This is a genomic window from Halopseudomonas pelagia (genome assembly GCF_009497895.1).
GTDB lineage: Bacteria > Pseudomonadota > Gammaproteobacteria > Pseudomonadales > Pseudomonadaceae > Halopseudomonas > Halopseudomonas pelagia_A.
The window spans coordinates 4,046,148-4,066,204 of record NZ_CP033116.1; the positions used below are offsets into that span (position 1 = coordinate 4,046,148).

Below are 20,057 nucleotides of genomic sequence, written 5' to 3' on the forward strand. Positions count from 1 at the left end.
TGTTCGGAGCTTTAGTTCTGAAACCCTATCAAACCAGCCATCAGCATTCCATGTTGATAACGCAGATGGCGTTGGTTGCTCTGGAAGTGTATTACAGGACAAATATATCCAGTCCTGGTGAGATATTTCCCAGCGCTCTCCGAACCTAACAATTGGAGGATTGATTGATAGTCCTTGACAAGTTAGCAATTCTGTAATTTTTGCAGTGTTAGTGTCTGATCTTTTTTCAATGCTAAACTTAGTCAGCAAGGTGCGCAATTTTAGACGTTTTGATCCTGTAGATGACTTCCCTACATCGCATCTAATCGATCTGGCAATATTTTCATCTGATTGTGTTAAAGACATACGCAGTCTCAATTAGAGGTGACATTTAACATTTGGTTAAGAGGCGGGCTTTAGCCCGTCCCAGTGAGCGGAGCGAGCGATTTGAACCATTTGTTACATCTTGTTTTCAGATAATCCCAGGGGTTCTACCCCGTTACTGCGGACACTTTTGAAAAAAGGCACAATGTGCCAAAGGAGTGTTCATGTCCAAACGCAGAAGATACAGCCCCGAATTCAAGCGCGAAGCCATCGCGCTATCTCGCCAGCCAGGTGCCAATTGCCGCCAGGTGGCCTTAGAGATTGGAATTAATCCCAACCTGTTGTCCCGGTGGGCGCGTGAAGCCGAAGAATTGCCAAGCAAGGCCTTCAAGGGCTCGGGAACGCCGCGTGACGAAGAGCTTGCCCACTTGAAGCGGGAACTGGCACGGGTAAAAAAGGAACGTGATTTTTTGCGCGAAGCGGCAGTGTTCTTTGCAAAGGAGTCGTCCTGAGGTATCAGACGATTCAACACTGTCGCAGTCTTTTCCCGATACGTCTTATGTGTCGTTGCCTGAAGGTATCGGCCAGCGGCTATTACGCTTGGGCATCTCGTCCGCAGTCCAGCAGGGCAAGAGCGAACGACCGTCTGCTGTCGCGTATCAGAGAGATTCACGATGACAGTGGCGGAATGCTTGGGTCGCCCCGAATGCACGAAGACTTGGCTGCCGAAGGCGTTGCAGCCAGCCTGAATCGTGTTGCAAGGCTAATGGCCAAGCACGGCATTCAGGGGTGGCCCCGTAGGAAGCGAGGACGCCTCGGACGCGCATCAAATCGGCCACAAGGTATTCAAAATCACCTTGAACGGGATTTCTCCGCACTGGAACCTGATACCAAATGGGTCACTGACATTACGGAGATCTCCACCCAGGAAGGAAAACTATTTCTCTGCGTGGTTCTGGATTTATTCAGCAAGCTGATCGTTGGCTGGTCTATGCACCACCGGCAGGATCGGCAGATGGTAATCAGAGCTGTTCAAATGGCTGTCTGGCAACGTCAGGGCGAAACCCCAGTAATACTGCATTCAGACCGAGGCAGTCAGTTTACCAGCGGTGATTACCAGCGATATCTAGGCAGTAACGATTTGGTCAGCAGCATGAGCGCGGTTGGCCATTGCGGAGACAACGCAGCCTGTGAGGGGTTCTTCGGCATGCTAAAACGAGAGCGAGTACACCATCGGCGTTACCGTACGCAGGACGAGGCAAGAGCTGATCTGTTTGAATACATCGAGCGGTTCCATAACCCCAGGATGCGACGTAGAGTTGCTGTTCAGGATCGGAAGCTCACAGCCGTTTTATAACCGTCCGTGGAAACGGGGTAGAACCCCAGCCCAATTCCAAACCCTATAAAAGTTACGCCGCTAAACTTATTGAATAATTTGAATTTTATTGGACTTTCAAACCAATGTCTAGATTTACTGCCAATGATTGCATAGGACATAAATATCACAAACTGCACCGCTGCCGAAGTTAAGCCGAGTGTAATAACCTGCGGAGTAAGTGCCTGCTGAGTATCAATGAACTGAGGGATCAGGGCACTAACATAAACTAGAGCTTTGGGGTTCGACGAAGTTACAAGAAAAGCCTGTCTAAATAAAGTTAAATTATTTGAGCTGTGGTCTTTTGGCGAAACCTCCTTCTGCTTTAAGGTAATAGGAGACCTCCATATCTTCACACCTAAATAGATCAAATATAAGGCGCCTAATATTTTTAGAGTGCTGAATAACTCACTTGATGCTGTGAGTGCAGCCCCTAAACCAAGTGAGCTTAGTATACTTAATAATTGGAAAGCAGTGACATTTCCACACACAGCTATAGAGGAGCGTTTAATTCCATGCTGGACTCCATTATTGATAGATAACATCACAGAGGGGCCAGGAGATAACAGAAATACACTCGTGATTGCCATAAATAAAAGATATTTATCGAGACTCATTTTTGTCTCCTAAAAATATAACGCCGTGTTCAACGGCAGTTTGTAAGTTGTGGCTTTGTGGATTACTTTTGCGCAGCAAAACCACAAGGCTGCGACTTACAAACTGTCCAGCGCACGAAGTGCGCGATGTTGGAACACTTTGTTATGTGTGTTTTCGCCTGTAGGGAAGAATTGCACAAGATTCCGACCAGACAAATGCATTTATATTTTCATATTCATGAGTTGTTGGCTCGCCGTACTGCGAACGTACTTTTTGTTCTTCGAAACTACCACCCCACTTCATGAGAATTGGGCCAACCTCTAAAAGTTCTCTGGACTTACCATCAGAACACAATATTGAAACCGTGCCAATAGAAGAAAGCTGTAGATACGTTGCTACTTCTTTTGTAATAAACCAACCCATTGTCATGTCCTCTAAATTAATAGAGAGCAGCTTATCTATTGCCATTTCTGAATGTACGATACGAATGGGTTCAATAGGCGATTCATTTGGATTTGAAAAAAACCAATAATTCGTATTAAACGAATCAGCCGACTTTTGTTCTGGAAAATTAGTTACACTCATATGCGATTCCTAAAACATAACGCCCCGCTAAACGGCGAGCGTTAGCGAGTCCGGTGGAGGCTGCGCTTTTCGCAGCCGGAACGTATTTGAGCGGTTTGTTATGCCTTTTTCTCATGCACTGCTTTTATAGCTCTGTAACCATCAATTAATCGGCCACCCGGCGAGGATTTAGTAATAGAGCGAAATAGACCGTCAAGCTCGGCTACACCAGATTCTACGCGGATCATTTCATACGCTTGGCGGTCTCAGGGACCAAGTGCAACACATGAGATAGAGTGTTGCGATGAAAACCTACACGCATTTAACCACTGATGAACGCGTCGTTCTGATGCTTATGCGAGACCAGGGATTGAGCCTGCGCTCAATCAGTCGCCACCTGGGCCGACACGCAAGCACGCTTAGCCGAGAGCTGAGACGCAACAGTCCTACCCGCCACTACGATGTCATCCAGGCTTGCGCTTTGGCGCGTGATAGGCGCACGAAGCAAAGAAGGCCTCCGCGTCTGCTGCCGAGTAGCGAGCTTTTCCAAGTCGTATGCGAAATGCTAAAACGGGGCTGGTCTCCTCAACAAATCGCGTCCAGACTGAAGCTTCAATGGCCTGACAGACCCGAGTTTCATGTGAGTCACGAGAGTATTTATCTGGCGATCTATGCCTACCCACGCGGCGAGTTGAAGCGGCAACTGATCAGCTATCTGCGCCAAGGTCACGGTAAGCGTCGCCGCCGCACGGTAAGCCCTGGACGGCGTGAGCGCTATCCGGCAGACCTGAGCATTCATTTGCGGCCGCCAGAGGTAGAGGACCGCCTTATTCCTGGCCACTGGGAGAGCGATCTGATCATGGGTGCCAGCAATAGGTCAGCAGTGGCTACCATGGTCGAGCGCACCAGCCGCTTTGTCGTTCTAGCCAAGCTGGATGAGCCGACAGCTGAGTGCGCCGCTCAGGCGATAACCCGAGAGATGTCGCGTATGGCGCCCTCTCTGCTAAAAACCATGACGCACGATCAAGGCAGTGAAATGGCCCGTCACCAAGATATAACGGCGAGCACTGGGCTGAAGATCTACTTCGCCGACCCTCATAGCCCTTGGCAGCGCGGCAGCAACGAAAATACCAATGGTTTGCTGCGCCAATACTTGCCAAAGGGTACTGATCTATCGGTGGTCAGCCAAGAGCGCCTTGATGAGATTGCCGAGCTGCTGAATACTCGTCCACGTCAGACGTTAGGCTGGAGATTCCCGGTAGAAGTGCTTATTGAACATCTTCAGCTCTCGGTGAGCAACAACCTTGAGACCATTAACTAAGTGTTGCACTTCGATCCTGAGACCGCCCTTCTTTTACAGCTTGCCGAAAGTCTTTTAGCATCTCTTGATTGGTTGACTCTTCAAAGATATCGCTTGTTCCGACAAAGGCCAAGCAGCAATGAACAGTGACTTCTTCGTCGAGATAAAATTGATGATTATCCGTATATTCTGCAACTTTTAACCCTGCGTGAAATGCCACTGCTTTCTTTTCGTCGATAGATAAATCTTTGTTTTCAATAAGCTCGCTTATTATGCTTGAAGCGAGCTGTATCTCGGACATCAAGCCTTCGTAGATATTTAATCTTTTTTCAAAGACCTGAGCAGAATACTTTTCGATCCTAGAATTGCGTCTGTAGTATTCATTCAAGAGAACACCTATTAACAGACCCGCAAGACCGATTAGCGCACCTTCCATAAATTACTCTCAATTCCCAATTTTAGGCATAACATTTATATATGAGTCACACCAACCAATATGTCGGTGATCGTTTTGTCTTTCCCAACCCAGCCCCAACATCTTCTACAACACCCGCAAACCGGCCCTCTCCGCCTATCGCCCAACTTTTACATCGCCGACAAAACGATCATCAAGCCTCATATCACCATTTTCCATCTTTCTGCTAACCAACTGTTTTTCAATCTAAAAATCCATGATCTCTGGCTAGCGCCCATATATCGGTCACTGCGATGATTTTTAACGTAAACCGGGCAGTTCTACGGCCCATTCAACCGCCAAAGGTTTTTCAGGCACGCTACCGCCCTATCCTCTTTGCGGACAAGTCGGGGGATTGCTTAGCTGTATTGGGAAAGGAATGCAGGCTGTCCGTGCCTGAGAGGCGGGATAAGATGTGCATTCCGTTGCTTGGCTCGAGAGTAGTCCAGGACGTCAGGGATTGTCCAAGATCATTTACTGCAATTATCCCGCTGCGGCGCGCAAGCTAGGCTGCACAGCGGCTCGCCCGTGGTTTGCGCCGGCTTATACTCGGCCATTCACCTTCACCCTGCCCCTTGCCGAATTGAAACAAGTGTTTAACACTGGCAGTCCTTTTTTCACCGCCCATATAGACAGGAGCTTTTCATGAGCGATATTCGTTTTGACGACAAGGTCGTTATCGTTACTGGTGCCGGCGGCGGCATCGGCCGTGCCCATGCTTTGCTGTTCGCCAAGCATGGCGCCAAAGTGATTGTGAACGATCTGGGTGGCAGCACTCAGGGTGAAGGCTCCAACAGCGATGCCGCGCTGAAAGTGGTTGAAGAAATCAAAGCCGCTGGCGGTACTGCGGTAGCCAACCCGGACAACGTGATCGATGGTGAGAAAATCGTGCAGTGCGCGATGGACAACTTCGGCCGTGTTGACGTAGTCGTGAACAACGCCGGCATCCTGCGCGACAAGAGCTTCGCCAAGATGACTGATGCCGATTGGGATCTGGTTTATCGCGTTCACGTGGAAGGTGCCTACAAGGTCACCCACGCTGCTTGGCCCTACATGAAGGACAGCAACTTCGGTCGCGTGATCTTCACTGCTTCTACCTCCGGCATCTATGGCAACTTCGGCCAGGCCAACTACGGCATGGCCAAGCTGGGCCTGTATGGCTTGACTCGCACCCTGGCGATCGAAGGCCGCAAGAACAACATTCTCGTTAATGCCATCGCCCCCACCGGCGGCACGCGTATGACCGAAGGCCTGTTCCCGGAAGGCGCGTTCGACAAGCTCAAGCCCGAGCTGGTCAGCCCGCTTGTCGCTTTCCTGTGCTCGGATGAGTGCAAGGAAACCGGCAGCCTGTTTGAAGTCGGCGGCGGCTGGATGGGCAAAGTACGTTGGGAGCGTTCACTGGGCATTGGCTTCAACCCCGATGAAGGCTTCACCCCGGAAGACGTGGCGGCCAACTTCGACAAGCTGTGCGACTTCGAAGGCGCTGTGCATCCGAAGGACAACATCGAAGCACTGCGTGAGCTGATGGCTAATATCCAAAAATTCGCCTAACGGCTCGTTTTTGGAGCGGCAAACTTCAAGCTGTAAGCCACAAGCTGATCGTAAAAAAGCCCGCCCTGGTGACAGAGGCGGGCTTTTTGCTTTTCTACTTGCAGCTTACGGCTTGAAGCTTGCCGCTGCTGCGAAGCAGGCCTAGATGTAGAACGCTTCCAGCGGCGGGAAGCCGTTGAACTCGATGGCGCTGTAGCTGGTGGTGTAGGCACCGGTGGAGAGCCAGTACATGCGGTCACCGATAGCCAGATTCAGCGGCAGGCCGTATTTGTAACTTTCGTACATAATGTCGGCGCTGTCGCAGGTCGGGCCGGCGATGACGACGTCTTCCAGTTCGCCCTGCTTTTCGGTCCAGATCGGGAACTTGATCGATTCGTCCATGGTTTCGATCAGGCCGGAGAACTTGCCCACATCGGTGTACACCCAACGCTCCAGCGCGGTGTGCGACTTGCGCGATATGAGCACCACTTCACTGACCAGCACGCCTGCATTACCGATCAGCGAGCGGCCAGGCTCGAGGATGATTTCGGGTAGGTCATCGCCGAAATCTTCCTGCAGGAAGCGGGTGATCTCCTCGGCATAGGTAGTCAGGGTGTTGGTCTTGGTGATGTAGTTGGCCGGGAAGCCGCCACCCATGTTGATCATCTTCAGGGTGATGCCGTCTTCTTCCTTCAAGCGCTCGAAGATCACCTTGACCTTGGCGATGGCCGCATCCCAGGCGCCGATATCGCGCTGCTGCGAGCCGACATGGAAAGAGATGCCGTAGGGCTCCAGGCCCAGCTCGCGCGCCAGAACCAGCAGATCCATGGCCATGTCGGTCTGGCAGCCGAACTTGCGCGACAGCGGCCAATCAGCGGTGGTAGAGCCTTCGGTCAGAATGCGTACATAGATTTTCGAGCCCGGTGCGGCCTTGGCGATATTGCGCAGGTCGGCTTCGGAGTCGGTGGCATACAGACGCACGCCCTTCTCGTAGAAGGCGCGAATATGCTTGGACTTCTTGATGGTGTTGCCGAAGCTGATCTGCTCGGGCTTGACGCCCAGTGCCATGACCTTTTCCAGCTCGTAGATCGAGGCGATATCGAAATTGGCGCCCTTGTCCTTCAACAACCCCAGCACTTCATTGGACGGGTTGGCCTTGACCGCATAGTAGATCTTGCCGAAGGGAAAGCCTTCGACCAGCTCGTCATAGGCGCGGTCGATGGTCTTCAGGTCAACGACCAGAAAGGGGGTATCGTGCTGATCGGCGCAAGCCTTGATACGGCTGAAGGTTTCGCGGTCGAAGTATTCGTCTAACTTGATGGACATGGTTCGGCTCCAAAGCAACATTTCTGGGTTCGGGGCGCGTGGGGACGAGACTGATCAGATGCAGGGCAGACAAGTGCAGTCCATCACCTGCAATGCAGGAACGGCGCAGCACTTTCCGACGGAAAGGCACTGAATGTCATGGCCAACACACAACCCGGGGGTGCGAACGTCTGATCAGTATCCCCACTTTGGTTCGCCTACTTCCCAAGGCGTGCGCCGAAAGCAATAAGCCCGGAATATGCCGGTCTTGCTGTCTCGTCGTCAGTACTTGAGCCGTATGGATCGTGCCAGCCTCAACGTTCGACGCGAACCTTAAAACCAAGCGACTCCGGGGTCAATAGGGACGGATCAATTCCTGCATTGTTTCACTTGTCTGTGACGCTACCCTTACAGACTAGACCCCGGATCGACACCCGGGTTCTATTGGCAGCCCCGCTTCCCGAGCGCGCACCAAAAGAAGGCGGGCAGCACCGTTTCTGCACATGCGACCTATAAACAGTCTGTGATGATGCCCCTCTGCGGAGCTCAAACGACGTCTTACTATTATCCAACTCACTGTTTTAAATGGCTTTGTTATATCCATATTTGACAATGTCACATATTGGCACGGTCCCTGCTGAATACGTTCTTGTATACAAGGCGATATTCGATCACTTATGGGAGGCCCGATGGCAGAGCAATGTGGATGGACAATCAGCGAATGGCAGCAGGCCTATCAGAACGGTCTGGAGCCGCAGGCAGCGTTAACCCAGTTGCTTGCCGAATTTAGCGCTGACGATCCAGCCTTTATACATATTGTTGCTGCCGCCGAACTGAGTACCCAGCTGGCCCACCTGGCTACACTGCCTGATGCACAGCAACTGCCGCTTTACGGCATACCTTGTGTAGTAAAGGACAACATTGACGTGGCCGGCCTGCCTACTACCGCCGCCTGCCCTGCCTACGGTTATATTGCCGACCAGGACGCCCATTGCGTCGCCTTGCTGCGGGCAGCAGGCGCCATTGTGCTGGCCAAGGCCAATCTGGACCAATTCGCTACCGGCCTGGTGGGCACGCGCTCGCCCTACGGCGCGGTGCCCAACAGCTTTGACCCCGAGTACATTTCAGGGGGGTCCAGCTCCGGCTCGTCCGTCAGTGTCGCGCGCGGGCTGGTGCCTTTCAGCCTGGGTACCGATACCGCCGGCTCCGGCCGCGTGCCTGCGGGCTTCAATAACCTGGTCGGCCTCAAACCCACGCGTGGACGTTTCAGCACCCGCGGTGTGGTGCCGGCCTGCCGCAGCCTGGACTGCGTATCCATTTTCGCGCTGAACATCGACGACGCCGAAACCGTGGCCAATGTGATGGAAAGCTTTGATGCCGCCGACGGCTACTCGCGGGTAGCGCCGCCATCCGCCAGGCTGATTGGCACCCAACCGCGCCTGGGCATTCCCGCCAGCCTGCCCTGGTTTGGCGATAGCCAGGCTGAAGCAGCCTGGCAGGCCAGCCTGACGCAGATGCGCGAAATGGGTGCGCAATTGATCGAGCTGGACTTCACCCCCATGCAGCAACTGGCTGAACTGCTGTATGGCGGCCCCTGGGTAGCTGAACGCTACGCCGCGATTGCCGAATTCATGGACGCCAATGGCGACCAGATGAATCCGGTGGTACGCGGCATTCTCGCCAACGCGGAGAAATTCAGCGCCACTGACACTTACCGTGCGGAATACCGCCGCGCCGATCTGGCCCGCGAGATACAGACGCTGGTGCAATCGGTGGATGCGCTGCTGGTGCCTACGGCGCCGCGCATGCCTACCACTGCCCAGGTCGAACAGGACCCGGTTACGGTAAACAGCCAACTGGGCACCTGGACCAATTTCGTCAACCTCGCGGACTGCTCGGCGCTGGCGCTGCCCGCCGGCTTTCGCCAGGACGGCCTGCCCTTTGGCATTACCCTGATTGGCAGCGCCTGGCAGGATCGCGCCCTGGCCGACTTCGGTCGCCGCTGGCAGGCTTTTGCGCCGTGGAAAGCCGGGGCGACAGATCGAAATCTGCCTGCACCGAGCGTTGTGAACGCGCCAGCAGGTCATGTGCGTCTGGCCGTGGTCGGCGCGCACCTTAGCGGCATGCCACTGAACACGCAACTCACCGAACGCCATGCGCGCTTCGTTGAAAGCACTTTAAGCGCCGACAACTACCGCCTTTATGCCCTGCCCAACACCACACCACCCAAACCTGGGCTGATCCGTTCGGCCGAGGGCGCGGCGATCGCAGTGGAACTCTGGGATGTACCGGTTGAACTGTTTGGCAGTTTCGTCGCACTGGTGCCCGCTCCGCTGGGCATCGGCACGCTGACTTTGCAGGACGGCCGCGAGGTCAAGGGCTTTATTTGTGAAGGCGCTGCAGTGGAAGGCGCTACCGATATCACTCACCTGGGCGGCTGGCGCGCCTATATCGCCTCACGGAACTGATGAACGCGGCCATGGACGGTACCCACCCCCTATTCAAGTCGAAGCAGACCGGCGAGCGCCGGCAGAACCTGCCCGAGCGGATCTATCGCCAGCTCAAGCAGCGCCTGTTCGATTTCGAGCTGCTCCCGGGTGATCGCTTTACCGAAAGCGAAGTGGCCGAGCTGGTCAATGCCAGCCGCACACCCGTGCGCGAAGCGTTGAACCGTTTACAGCGCGAGGGCTTTGTCGAGGTGTCGTTCCGCAGCGGCTGGCAGGTCAAACCCTTCGACTTTCAACAATACGAGCAGCTCTACGATGTACGCATCGCACTCGAGCTCGAAGCGATCAAATGCTTGTGCGCCATGCATCCGGCCGCTGATCTGGAACCCCTCAAGCGCATCTGGCTGATCACCCCGCAAGCGCGCCTGAGTCACGGCGCCAGCGTCTGCGCCCTGGACGAACGCTTTCACGAGCAACTGGTCGAGGCCACCGGCAACCAGGAACTGGCGCGCATTCATCACGACATTACCGAGCGATTGCGCCTGGTACGGCGCATCGATTTCACGCAACGCGCGCGTATCACCGCCACCTATGAGCAACACGGCGAGATTCTGCGCAGCATCATCGAGCGGCAGGCCGACCGAGCCCAGCAGCTGATGAAAGCGCATATAGAGGAAAGCAAGGCCGAGGTCCGCAAGATCACGCTGCACATGATCTTTCAGGCCCGGGAACACCTGAACACCGGCCAGCCCCTGAGCAGTGGGTAGCCGAAAAAGAAGGGCTGACGGCATGCCGATCACCCCGACATAACGAGGATGCACCCGCAGTTGTAGAGCTTGATCACACAGTGGACATGAACATAAAAACGGAGATCGACCGATGAAACTGAAGAAACTGGTAAAACGCGCTGGCGCCCTGGGCGTAGCCTGCAGCTTGGCGCTCAGCGCCCTGGCAGTGCAGGCCGAGGAAACCATCAAGGTAGGCGTATTGCATTCACTGACCGGGACCATGGCCATTTCGGAAACCACTCTGAGAGACACCATGCTGATGCTGATCGAAGAGCAGAACAAGAAGGGCGGCCTGCTCGGCAAGCAACTGGAAGCCGTGGACGTGGACCCCGCCTCTGACTGGCCATTATTTGCTGAACGCACTCGCGAATTGCTGGAGCAGCATGAAGTCGACGCCATCTTCGGCTGTTGGACCTCGGTATCGCGCAAATCCGTATTGCCGGTCATCGAAGAGCTGAACGGCATTCTGTTCTACCCGGTGCAGTACGAAGGTGAAGAGTCTTCGCGGAACGTGTTCTACACCGGCGCCGCACCGAACCAGCAGGCCATTCCGGCAGTGGATTACCTGAAGGATGAACTGGGCATCGAGCGCTGGGTACTGGCTGGTACCGACTATGTTTACCCGCGCACCACCAACCGCATTCTGGAATCCTATCTGAAGGCAAACGGCGTGGCCGAAGAAGACATCCTGATCAACTACACACCGTTCGGCCACTCCGATTGGCAGAACATCGTCTCCGAGATCAAGCGCTTCGGCAGCACCGGCAAAAAGACCGCAGTGGTATCCACCATTAATGGTGACGCCAACGTGCCCTTCTATCGCGAACTGGGCAACCAGGACGTATCCGCTGAAGACATCCCGGTCATCGCCTTCTCTGTAGGTGAAGAAGAGCTGTCCGGTATCGACACCGCTCCGCTGGTCGGCCACATGGCCGCCTGGAACTACTTCATGAGTGAAGAAACTCCAGAGAACGAAGCCTTTATCAAGACCTGGCACGAGTTCACCAAGGATAGCGACCGCGTCACCAACGACCCGATGGAAGCGCATTACATTGGCTTCAACATGTGGGTAAAAGCAGTCGAGAAAGCCGGCACTACCGACGTAGACAAGGTGATCGATGCCATGGTCGGGGTTGAAGTGCCTAACCTGACCGGTGGCATGAGCACCATGCTGCCGAACCATCACATCACCAAACCGGTACTGATTGGCGAGATCCAGGACGATGGCCAGTTCCTGACCGTATCCAGCACCGATGATCTGGTACCAGGTGACGCCTGGTCCGATTTCCTGGAAGGCAGCAAGGACCTGGAATCCGACTGGACCGCACCCATCAATTGCGGCAACTACAACACCAAAACCAAAACCTGTCAGGGCGTTACCGCCGAATAAACCATTTGGCTAGCACCCACGCTGAAAGCCCGTCATTCCCATGCATTGCGTACCAAGGGAATGACGGCGTTAGCCCCCGGCCCCACCCGCCGAATACGGGCATGCCCAAGTTAACAGGACAAGTGTTATGACCACTTACTGCCGAGCACCATTCAGGCCTGCGCTCACCTCCGTCGGCCTTTGGCTCATGTTGATGATCGGAGCACTATTGCCGCTGCACGCCAGCGCCCAGGCAACCGCAGATAGCGAGCCACCCGAGGTTGCCAGCTTCGAGCAACAGGTACAGCAATTGGTCCAGGGCAACCTGCGCCAGCGTGCCGAAACCGTCAGCCAACTGTTTCAGCAAGATGACGAGCGACTCATCGATATTCTCAACGCTCTGGTTGAAGGCGATCTGCTCGCCGACCGGAACGATCCACCGACCGTGGCCGTCCGCCAGGGCAAAAGCATTACCAACGCGCTGACCGGCGCGACATTGGAAAGCGACGAAGGCCTGCGCCGCGTGCCAGTCAACAACAGCCTGCGCACCCAACTGCGTGGCCAGTTGGCCGAACTGAATCTGACCCACGAAAGCGCCGACGTGCGCTATGACGCCGTACGCCGGTTTATCCGCGACGGCATTGATGCCGAAGGCATGGCTATGCTGATCGATCGCCAGGCAGAAGAAGAGTCTGGGCGTGTGCTGGACGCCATTGATACCGCGCTGGCGTTGTTCCAGATTCAGGGCGTTGACCGCGACATGCGCCTGCAAGCGATCAACTCACTGAGCGGATCGCTGGAGCAGGAGGCGCGCATTGCGCTGAACGACGTGGCAGATAACGACGCCGATCCGCAGTTGCGCGTCGCCGCTCAAGAGGCCATTGCCTCGATTCAAGGTCGGATCAAATTCTACCGTTTCACCGAAAACCTGTTCTTCGGTCTGAGCCTCGGCTCTGTGCTGCTGCTGGCAGCCATCGGTCTGGCCATCACCTTTGGTGTAATGGGCGTGATCAACATGGCCCACGGCGAACTGATCATGCTCGGTGCCTACACCACCTGGGGCGTGCAAGCGCTGTTCCCAGGCCTGATTGAATGGAGCCTGCTGATCGCCATCCCCGCGGCCTTTTTGGTTACCGGGCTGATTGGCATTCTGATCGAACGCGGGGTGATCCGCTTTCTTTACGGCCGTCCCCTGGAAACCCTGCTGGCGACCTTCGGCTTGAGTCTGGTACTGCAGCAAGCCGTACGCAGCCTGTTCGGCCCGTTGAACCGCTCGGTCAGTTCACCGGACTGGATCAGCGGTACGCTGGTGATCAACCCGGTGCTGTCGCTGACCTACAACCGGCTGTACATCCTGCTCTTTGGCCTGATGGTGTTCTTTGCCCTGCTGCTGGTGATCAAACGCACCTCGCTGGGCCTCAAGGTCCGCGCCGTGTCGCAGAACCGCGCCATGGCCCGCGCCGTGGGTGTGCGCTCAAGCTGGGTAGATGCCCTGACCTTCGGTTTGGGTTCCGGCATTGCCGGGATCGCGGGCGTGGCGCTTTCGCAGATCACCAATGTCGGCCCGAACCTGGGCCAGGCCTACATCATCGATTCCTTCATGGTCGTGGTGTTTGGCGGCGTGGGTAATCTCTGGGGCACACTGGTCAGCGCGATGAGTCTGGGGCTGATCAACAACTTCCTCGAGCCCTACGCCGGCGCGATGCTGGCCAAGGTAATGGTGCTGATCATGCTGATCCTGTTCATTCAGAAGAAGCCCAAGGGTCTCTTCCCACAAAAAGGACGGGCGGCGGCGGACTGAGTACTGACTCATCCGCCTGCCAATCAAGCCAATGACTATCGAGAGGGAAGTATGCTGACCCAACGTTTATTACTCAGCGACCGCGGCGGTATGGTGGTGCTCGGCCTGGTCGTGTTGACCGCGATCATCGTGCCGTTCTGCAACCTGGCGCTGCCAACCGATTCACCGTTTTACGTATCCAACTTTACCGTGGGCCTGCTCGGCAAGTTTCTGTGCTTTGCCCTGCTGGCGCTGTCCGTCGATCTGATCTGGGGCTACTGCGGGATTCTCTCGCTGGGCCACGGCGCTTTCTTCAGCCTTGGCGGCTACGGCATGGGCATGTACCTGATGCGCCAGATCGGTGACCGCGGCGTGTATGGCCACCCGGAGCTGATGGACTTCATGGTCGTGCTCAACTGGGAGTCCTTGCCCTGGTACTGGCAGGGCTTCGACATGTTCTGGTTCGCGGCGCTGATGATCCTGCTGGTGCCGGGCCTGCTGGCCCTGGTGTTTGGCTGGCTGGCATTCCGCTCGCGGGTCACCGGGGTGTATTTCGCGATCATTACCCAGGCACTGACCTACGCGCTGATGCTGGCGTTCTTCCGTAACGAGATGGGCTTTGGCGGCAACAATGGCCTGAATGACTTCAAGGACATTCTCGGCTTCGATCTGGCGGCGAAGACCACCCGCGTCGGCCTGTTTATCGCCTCGGCGATTGCGCTGGTGCTGGGCTACCTGGCCTGCCGCTACATCGTCACCTCGCGCATGGGCCGGGTGATCATCGCGATACGCGATGCTGAAAGCCGCACGCGTTTCTCTGGTTACAAGGTCGAGTCCTACAAGCTCTGGCTGTTCGTGTTTTCGGCGATGCTCGCCGGTGTCGCGGGCGCGCTTTACGTACCCCAGGTGGGCATCATCAACCCGGGCGAGTTCTCGCCATTGAACTCCATCGAGATGGTTGTCTGGGTCGCCACCGGCGGGCGCGGCACGCTGTTTGGCGCGATTATCGGCGCTTTCGCGGTCAACTACGCCAAGACCTTCTTCACCACCTTTTCCCCGGAAACCTGGCTGTTCATCCTCGGCAGCCTGTTTGTGCTGGTTACGTTGCTGCTGCCCAAGGGCCTGGTCGGCCTACTCGACCGCGTACGCCGCAAGGGAGACAAATCATGAAAAGCATAGAGCAACTGCGGGAAACCTGGCGCCGCGATCAGGTCTTCGATTTCGTGCAGCCAACCCCGGCCTTCGACAAGGCCATCGATACCAGTCATGGCCCGATTCTCTATGTTGAAGATGTCAGCGTCAGCTTTGACGGCTTCAAGGCGCTGAACAATCTCAACCTGTACATCGACGATGGCGAACTGCGCTGCATCATCGGCCCCAATGGCGCCGGCAAGACCACCATGATGGATGTGATTACCGGCAAGACCAAACCCGACACCGGCAGCATCTGGTTCGGCCAACGCATCGATCTGCTCAAGCGCGCCGAGCATGAAATCGCCCGCGGCGGCATCGGCCGCAAATTCCAGAAGCCGACCATTTTCGAAGCCCTGAGCGTGTTCGAGAATCTGGAGCTGGCTACCGCCTCGAACAAGAAGGTCTGGTACACCCTGAACCACGACTTGAGCGGCGAGCAGCGCGACCGCATCGACGAAGTACTGCAGCAGATCGGTCTGACCGAGCACTACCAGCAGGAAGCCGGTGCGCTGTCCCATGGGCAGAAGCAATGGCTGGAGATCGGCATGTTGCTGGTACAGAACCCGCGTGTCCTGCTGGTGGATGAGCCGGTCGCCGGGATGACTGGCGAAGAGGTCGAACACACTGCGCAACTGCTGACCTCGCTGGCCGGCCGGCATTCAGTGATCGTGGTCGAACACGATATGGCCTTCGTCCGTTCCATTGCCCGCAAGGTGACGGTGCTGCATCAGGGATCTGTGCTCGCCGAAGGCAGCATGGACCAGGTGCAGAACGACCCGCGGGTGATCGAAGTCTATCTGGGAGAATGACGGTGCTGCGTATCCAATCGGTAAATCAGTTTTACAATCAGAGCCACATCCTCTGGGACCTGGATCTGCATCTCAAGGAAGGCACTTGCGGCTGCCTGCTGGGCCGCAATGGTGTGGGCAAGACCACCTTGCTCAAGTGCATTACCGGGCTGCTGCCGATCCGCGATGGGCAGATACTGCTCAATGGCACGGACATCACCCGGATGTCCACCGAGAACCGTGCCCGCAATGGCGTCGGTTACGTGCCCCAGGGTCGAGAGATCTTTCCGCTTTTGACCGTGGAGGAAAATCTGAAGATTTCCCTCGGCGCACGGGCGGATCGAGCGCGGCAGATTCCCGAGCAGATCTACCAGCTGTTTCCGGTACTCAAGGAAATGAAGCACCGCCGCGGTGGCGACCTCTCCGGCGGCCAGCAGCAACAGCTGGCCATCGGCCGAGCACTGGTGCTGGACCCCAAACTGCTGATTCTGGACGAACCCACCGAGGGCATTCAGCCAAACATCGTCCGCGATATCGGCGACGTGATCCGCAAGCTGAACAATGACATGGGCCTTACTGTGTTGCTGGTCGAGCAGAAACTGCCGTTCGCCCGCCGCGTTGCCGATGATTTCTTCATCATGGAGCGCGGCCGCGTGGTGGCGGACGGGCCGATTGGCGAGTTGAGCGACGACCTGGTCCAGCAGTACCTGACGGTGTAACCATTCGATGGGTGGCTATCCACCCATCACCTTTGCAATCACGGGTGGCAAACCACCCGTTTTGTATCTCATAAATCTATATAACCCCTCTAGAACAGGGCGCTAAGCGCCTTGGCCCGTCGATTGCAACAACTCCAGAACGCGTTGGACCTGAGTACCACGCCAACAGACCAATAAAGACAAAAACTCTGGAGTCATAACATGCACAAGCTTCGCACCCTGGCCTTGGCCACCGTTTCAGCCACCGTCCTTCTGTCCAGCAGCCTAACCGTCGCGCAAGATCGTGCTGGCTGGCCGTCCAATTTCACCATCGGCACCGCCAGCCAGGGCGGCACTTATTTCGCCTACGGCTCTGGCTGGTCCAATTTTATCGCCGAGCAGACCGGGGTTTCCGGTGGTGCCGAGGTGACCGGCGGGCCAGTGCAGAACATGGCTCTGGTGCATACCGGCGATCTGGCCTTCGGCATGGTAACCATGGGGCCGGCGCAAGATGCCGTAGAGGGCAAAAGCCCGCTGGCACCGGGCATGGCAATGGACAATGTCTGCGCCATGTTCCCTCTGTACGAAACACCCTTCTCCTTGGCCGCGCTGTCCAGCTCAGGCATCAGCAGCATCTCCGATATCAAGCCCGATGCGCGTATCGGCTTCGGCCCCGCCGGCTCCAGTTCGGATGAATATTTTCCGAAAATGCTGGAAACATTGGGCGTGAAATTCGTTCGCCGTAACGGCAGCTGGGACGATCTGGGCAGCCAGTTGCAGGATGGCCTGCTGGATGCGGTAGGCTTTGCCGCTGGCGTGCCGATCCCGACGGTCAGCCAGCTTGAAGTGCAGACCAAGGTCAATATCATCGGCTTCAACGAAGAGGAAATGGCGACCATTCTCGCCGCCTACCCGGTGTCCGAATTCATCATCCCTGCCGATACCTACAGCTCCCTGAGCGAAGACTCCCACGCCGTATCGATGTGGAACTTCACCGTGGCCAATTGCGACCTGCCGGAAAGCTTTGTGTATGAAGTGACCAAGCTGACCATGGAAAACAACGAGCGCATGCAGTCCATTCACCAGGCGGCTGTAACCAGCACGCCCGAGCACCTGGACAAGAATACCGTGTTGCCCTGGCACCCCGGTGCAGCGCGCTATTTCACCGAGCAAGGCCATAACCTCGACTCGGCTCCGATCAAGGACTGATTCGTCAGCTAACGTGATCAGCGGGCTGCTCTGGCAGCCCGTTCACCTCTCCGGTCTACAGGTGCACCATGACAAAAACACACAAAGCTGTCAGCGAGCATGAGCCGCTGATTCCGTCCCATGGCGAGCCGCTGACGCCCATCGTGATTGAAGGCGTGGATGATGAGCCGGTGGAATCCAACCGTCGCCTGTTTGGCGGCTGGATGTTACGCGCCGTCACGGCGCTGGCGATTCTCTACTCGGCTTTCCATTTGTATGTATTGAATATCTCGCCAATGGAGTCGTGGAGCTTTCGCATTGTCCACGTCACCGGCGCGCTGATTCTGGGCTACCTGTTTTTCTCCGGCTCACGCTTTGCTACCGCGGAGGACGGCCGACCCGCGCAGCGCTGGACCAATTTTGCCGCCCTGGCGCTGATGGTTCCCGCGACCTACGCTCTGGTGCAAACGGGGGTGATGTATCGCCTGATGCAAAGCGGCACCATGCGCATGACCCCTGAACTGGAATCCTGGCATTATGGCTGGCCGTTGTTGGCTGCTACCGGGCTGGGAATCATCTTGAGCTGGTTTCACCGCCGCGAGCGCGCCAGCTTCAGCTTGCCCGATCTACAGCTGATCATCTGCTCGATCGCCGCCGCAAGCTATCTGCTGATCATCTATAACTCGCCATTGCGTATGAGCACCGGCACCTCCTTCTCGCCGGTGGGCATTTCCTTCGCCGCCGTGGCCGGAACCGCGCTGATCATGGAAATGACCCGCCGGGTGGCCGGCATGGCATTGGTTATCATCGCGCTATGCTTTCTCGCTTATGTGTTCAGCGGGCCCTACATGCCCGGCTTTCTAGGTTACCCCGGGCTGGGCGTGAAGCGCTTCTTCAGCCAGGTCTACACCGATATTGGCGTGCTCGGACCGACCACGGCGGTATCCTCCACCTACATCATCCTGTTCATCATTTTTGCCGCGTTTTTGCAGGCATCAAAAGTCGGCGAATACTTCGTCAATTTCGCCTTTGCCTGTGCCGGTCGTTCGCGTGGTGGCCCAGCCAAGGTGTCGATTTTCGCCTCCGGTCTGATGGGCATGATCAACGGCACCAGCGCGGGTAACGTGGTCGCCACCGGCTCGCTGACCATACCCCTGATGAAGAAGGTCGGTTACAGCAAGAAGACTGCCGGTGCGGTTGAGGCCGCCGCCTCCACCGGTGGGCAGATCATGCCGCCAATCATGGGTGCTGGCGCTTTCATCATGGCCGAAATCACCGGCATCCCTTACACCGAGATCGCCATGGCGGCGGTTATTCCGGCCATCCTGTATTTCGTCTCCGTGTACTTCATGGTCGACTTCGAAGCCGCGAAAACCGGCATGCGCGGCATGCGCAAGGATGAGCTGCCGCAACTCGGCAAGCTGATCCGCCAGGTGTATCTGTTCATCCCCATCGTGATATTGATCGTCGCGCTGTTCATGGGCTACTCGGTGATCCGTGCGGGTACCCTGGCGACCATTTCTGCTGCCGTGGTCAGTTGGCTGTCGCCGAACAAGATGGGGCTGGCTGGCATTCTCAAGGCTCTGGAGCTGGCCGGCATCATGGCGATTCAGATCATCGTGGTCTGCGCCTGTGCCGGCGTGATTGTCGGGGTCATCTCGCTAACTGGTGTCGGCTCACGTTTCTCCTCCCTGCTGCTCGGCGTCGCCGACGCCAGCCAGTTCCTGGCGTTGGTGTTCGCCATGCTGATTTCGATCATGCTGGGTATGGGCATGCCCACCACGGCAGCCTATGCGGTGGCGGCTTCGGTGGTCGCCCCCGGTCTGATTCAGCTGGGCATCGACCCGCTGACAGCGCATTTCTTTGTGTTCTACTTCGCGGTGGTGTCGGCCATTACGCCGCCAGTAGCGCTGGCGTCTTTCGCCGCAGCCGGGATCTCCGGGGCGAACCCGATGGAAACCTCAATGGAGTCGTTCAAGATCGGCCTAGCCGCGTTTATCGTACCGTTCATGTTCTTCTACAACGGCGCGCTGTTGATGAACGATACCTGGCTGGCCATTGCCCAGGCGCTGATCACCGCGACCGTGGGGGTGTATCTGCTCTCCGCAGCGGTGCAGGGCTGGTTTGCCAATCACGCCGCTTCCTGGCTGGTGCGAATAACGCTGGTAGCCGCCGCACTGCTGATGATCGAAGGCGGCTTGTTGACCGACGTGCTGGGTGTTGCCGCAGCGTTGATCGCTTTTGCGCTACAGAAGAAGCGCGGCCGCACTGTCGCACCTCATACGCTCTAGCCAGATAACAACCCGTCAGCTTGGCTGGCGGGTTGTTCATACCCTCAGGGCCAGCTAATCTCAGCCCTGTTCTCTCTGGGCCAACA

16 protein-coding genes are annotated in these 20,057 nt (G+C 56.4%); 12 read left to right on the plus strand and 4 right to left on the minus strand.

Annotated elements, in window-relative coordinates; all coding sequences use genetic code 11:
* Positions 1-527 precede the first annotated feature (527 nt).
* Positions 528-1,660, plus strand: a protein-coding gene (locus EAO82_RS18595; protein WP_153274270.1) for an IS3 family transposase whose coding sequence is annotated in 2 segments (ribosomal slippage) — positions 528-768 and positions 768-1,660 — 1,134 coding nt in all. Because the reading frame shifts where the segments join, the coding sequence is not laid out codon by codon here.
* On the opposite strand, the gene EAO82_RS18600 is transcribed toward EAO82_RS18595, so the two are convergent.
* Positions 1,630-2,295, minus strand: coding sequence for a LysE family translocator (locus EAO82_RS18600; protein ID WP_096345992.1), 666 nt, complete (start codon positions 2,293-2,295; stop codon positions 1,630-1,632). The genes EAO82_RS18595 and EAO82_RS18600 overlap by 31 nt on opposite strands.
* Positions 2,296-2,437: 142 nt before the next feature.
* A complete protein-coding gene (locus EAO82_RS18605; protein ID WP_143520288.1) occupies positions 2,438-2,860 on the minus strand; it encodes a hypothetical protein in 423 nt (140 codons plus the stop codon).
* A 283-nt stretch (positions 2,861-3,143) separates the two neighbouring features.
* Here EAO82_RS18605 and EAO82_RS18610 point away from each other — a divergent pair, with 283 nt between their 5' ends.
* Positions 3,144-4,160 carry an IS30 family transposase gene (locus EAO82_RS18610; RefSeq protein ID WP_096345993.1) on the plus strand — a complete coding sequence of 339 codons (1,017 nt, stop codon included), beginning with the start codon at positions 3,144-3,146 and terminating at the stop codon, positions 4,158-4,160.
* Here EAO82_RS18610 and EAO82_RS18615 read toward each other — a convergent pair.
* Positions 4,153-4,575, minus strand: a complete 423-nt coding sequence (locus EAO82_RS18615; RefSeq protein ID WP_096345994.1) for a hypothetical protein — start codon at positions 4,573-4,575, stop codon at positions 4,153-4,155. The genes EAO82_RS18610 and EAO82_RS18615 overlap by 8 nt on opposite strands.
* Before the next feature lie 663 nt (positions 4,576-5,238).
* Between EAO82_RS18615 and EAO82_RS18620 the strand changes: the two genes are divergently transcribed.
* Complete coding sequence (locus tag EAO82_RS18620) at positions 5,239-6,144, plus strand: SDR family oxidoreductase (RefSeq protein WP_096345995.1); 906 nt, start codon at positions 5,239-5,241, stop codon at positions 6,142-6,144.
* Positions 6,145-6,285: 141 nt separating this feature from the next.
* On the opposite strand, the gene EAO82_RS18625 is transcribed toward EAO82_RS18620, so the two are convergent.
* Positions 6,286-7,449 (minus strand): type III PLP-dependent enzyme, encoded by a 1,164-nt coding sequence (locus EAO82_RS18625; RefSeq protein WP_096345996.1) that lies wholly within the window; start codon positions 7,447-7,449, stop codon positions 6,286-6,288.
* Between the two features lie 668 nt (positions 7,450-8,117).
* On the opposite strand from EAO82_RS18625, the gene atzF reads away from it, so the two are divergent.
* From atzF to EAO82_RS18670, 9 genes are all read left to right on the plus strand, one after another.
* A complete protein-coding gene (gene atzF, locus EAO82_RS18630; protein WP_096345997.1) occupies positions 8,118-9,896 on the plus strand; it encodes an allophanate hydrolase in 1,779 nt (592 codons plus the stop codon).
* 11 nt (positions 9,897-9,907) lie between these two features.
* Positions 9,908-10,642 carry a GntR family transcriptional regulator gene (locus EAO82_RS18635; protein ID WP_096346005.1) on the plus strand — a complete coding sequence of 245 codons (735 nt, stop codon included), beginning with the start codon at positions 9,908-9,910 and terminating at the stop codon, positions 10,640-10,642.
* Positions 10,643-10,754: 112 nt separating this feature from the next.
* Positions 10,755-12,053: an urea ABC transporter substrate-binding protein gene (urtA, locus tag EAO82_RS18640; RefSeq protein WP_096345998.1), complete on the plus strand. Its 1,299-nt coding sequence runs from the start codon at positions 10,755-10,757 to the stop codon at positions 12,051-12,053.
* Positions 12,054-12,246: 193 nt separating this feature from the next.
* The gene (gene urtB, locus EAO82_RS18645) at positions 12,247-13,833 is read left to right on the plus strand and encodes an urea ABC transporter permease subunit UrtB (RefSeq protein ID WP_231703244.1); all 1,587 of its coding nucleotides are present in this window, start codon (positions 12,247-12,249) and stop codon (positions 13,831-13,833) included.
* 90 nt (positions 13,834-13,923) lie between these two features.
* A complete protein-coding gene (gene urtC, locus EAO82_RS18650) occupies positions 13,924-14,982 on the plus strand; it encodes an urea ABC transporter permease subunit UrtC (protein WP_231703376.1) in 1,059 nt (352 codons plus the stop codon).
* Positions 14,979-15,815, plus strand: coding sequence for an urea ABC transporter ATP-binding protein UrtD (urtD, locus tag EAO82_RS18655; protein WP_096346000.1), 837 nt, complete (start codon positions 14,979-14,981; stop codon positions 15,813-15,815). Before urtC ends, urtD begins: the two co-directional genes overlap by 4 nt.
* 2 nt (positions 15,816-15,817) lie before the next feature.
* On the plus strand, positions 15,818-16,513 hold the full coding sequence (gene urtE, locus EAO82_RS18660) for an urea ABC transporter ATP-binding subunit UrtE (protein ID WP_096346007.1): 696 nt from the start codon (positions 15,818-15,820) through the stop codon (positions 16,511-16,513).
* A 201-nt stretch (positions 16,514-16,714) separates the two neighbouring features.
* A complete protein-coding gene (locus EAO82_RS18665) occupies positions 16,715-17,701 on the plus strand; it encodes a TAXI family TRAP transporter solute-binding subunit (protein ID WP_096346001.1) in 987 nt (328 codons plus the stop codon).
* A 68-nt stretch (positions 17,702-17,769) separates the two neighbouring features.
* Complete coding sequence (locus EAO82_RS18670; RefSeq protein ID WP_096346002.1) at positions 17,770-19,971, plus strand: TRAP transporter permease; 2,202 nt, start codon at positions 17,770-17,772, stop codon at positions 19,969-19,971.
* The last annotated feature ends 86 nt before the right edge of the window (positions 19,972-20,057 follow it).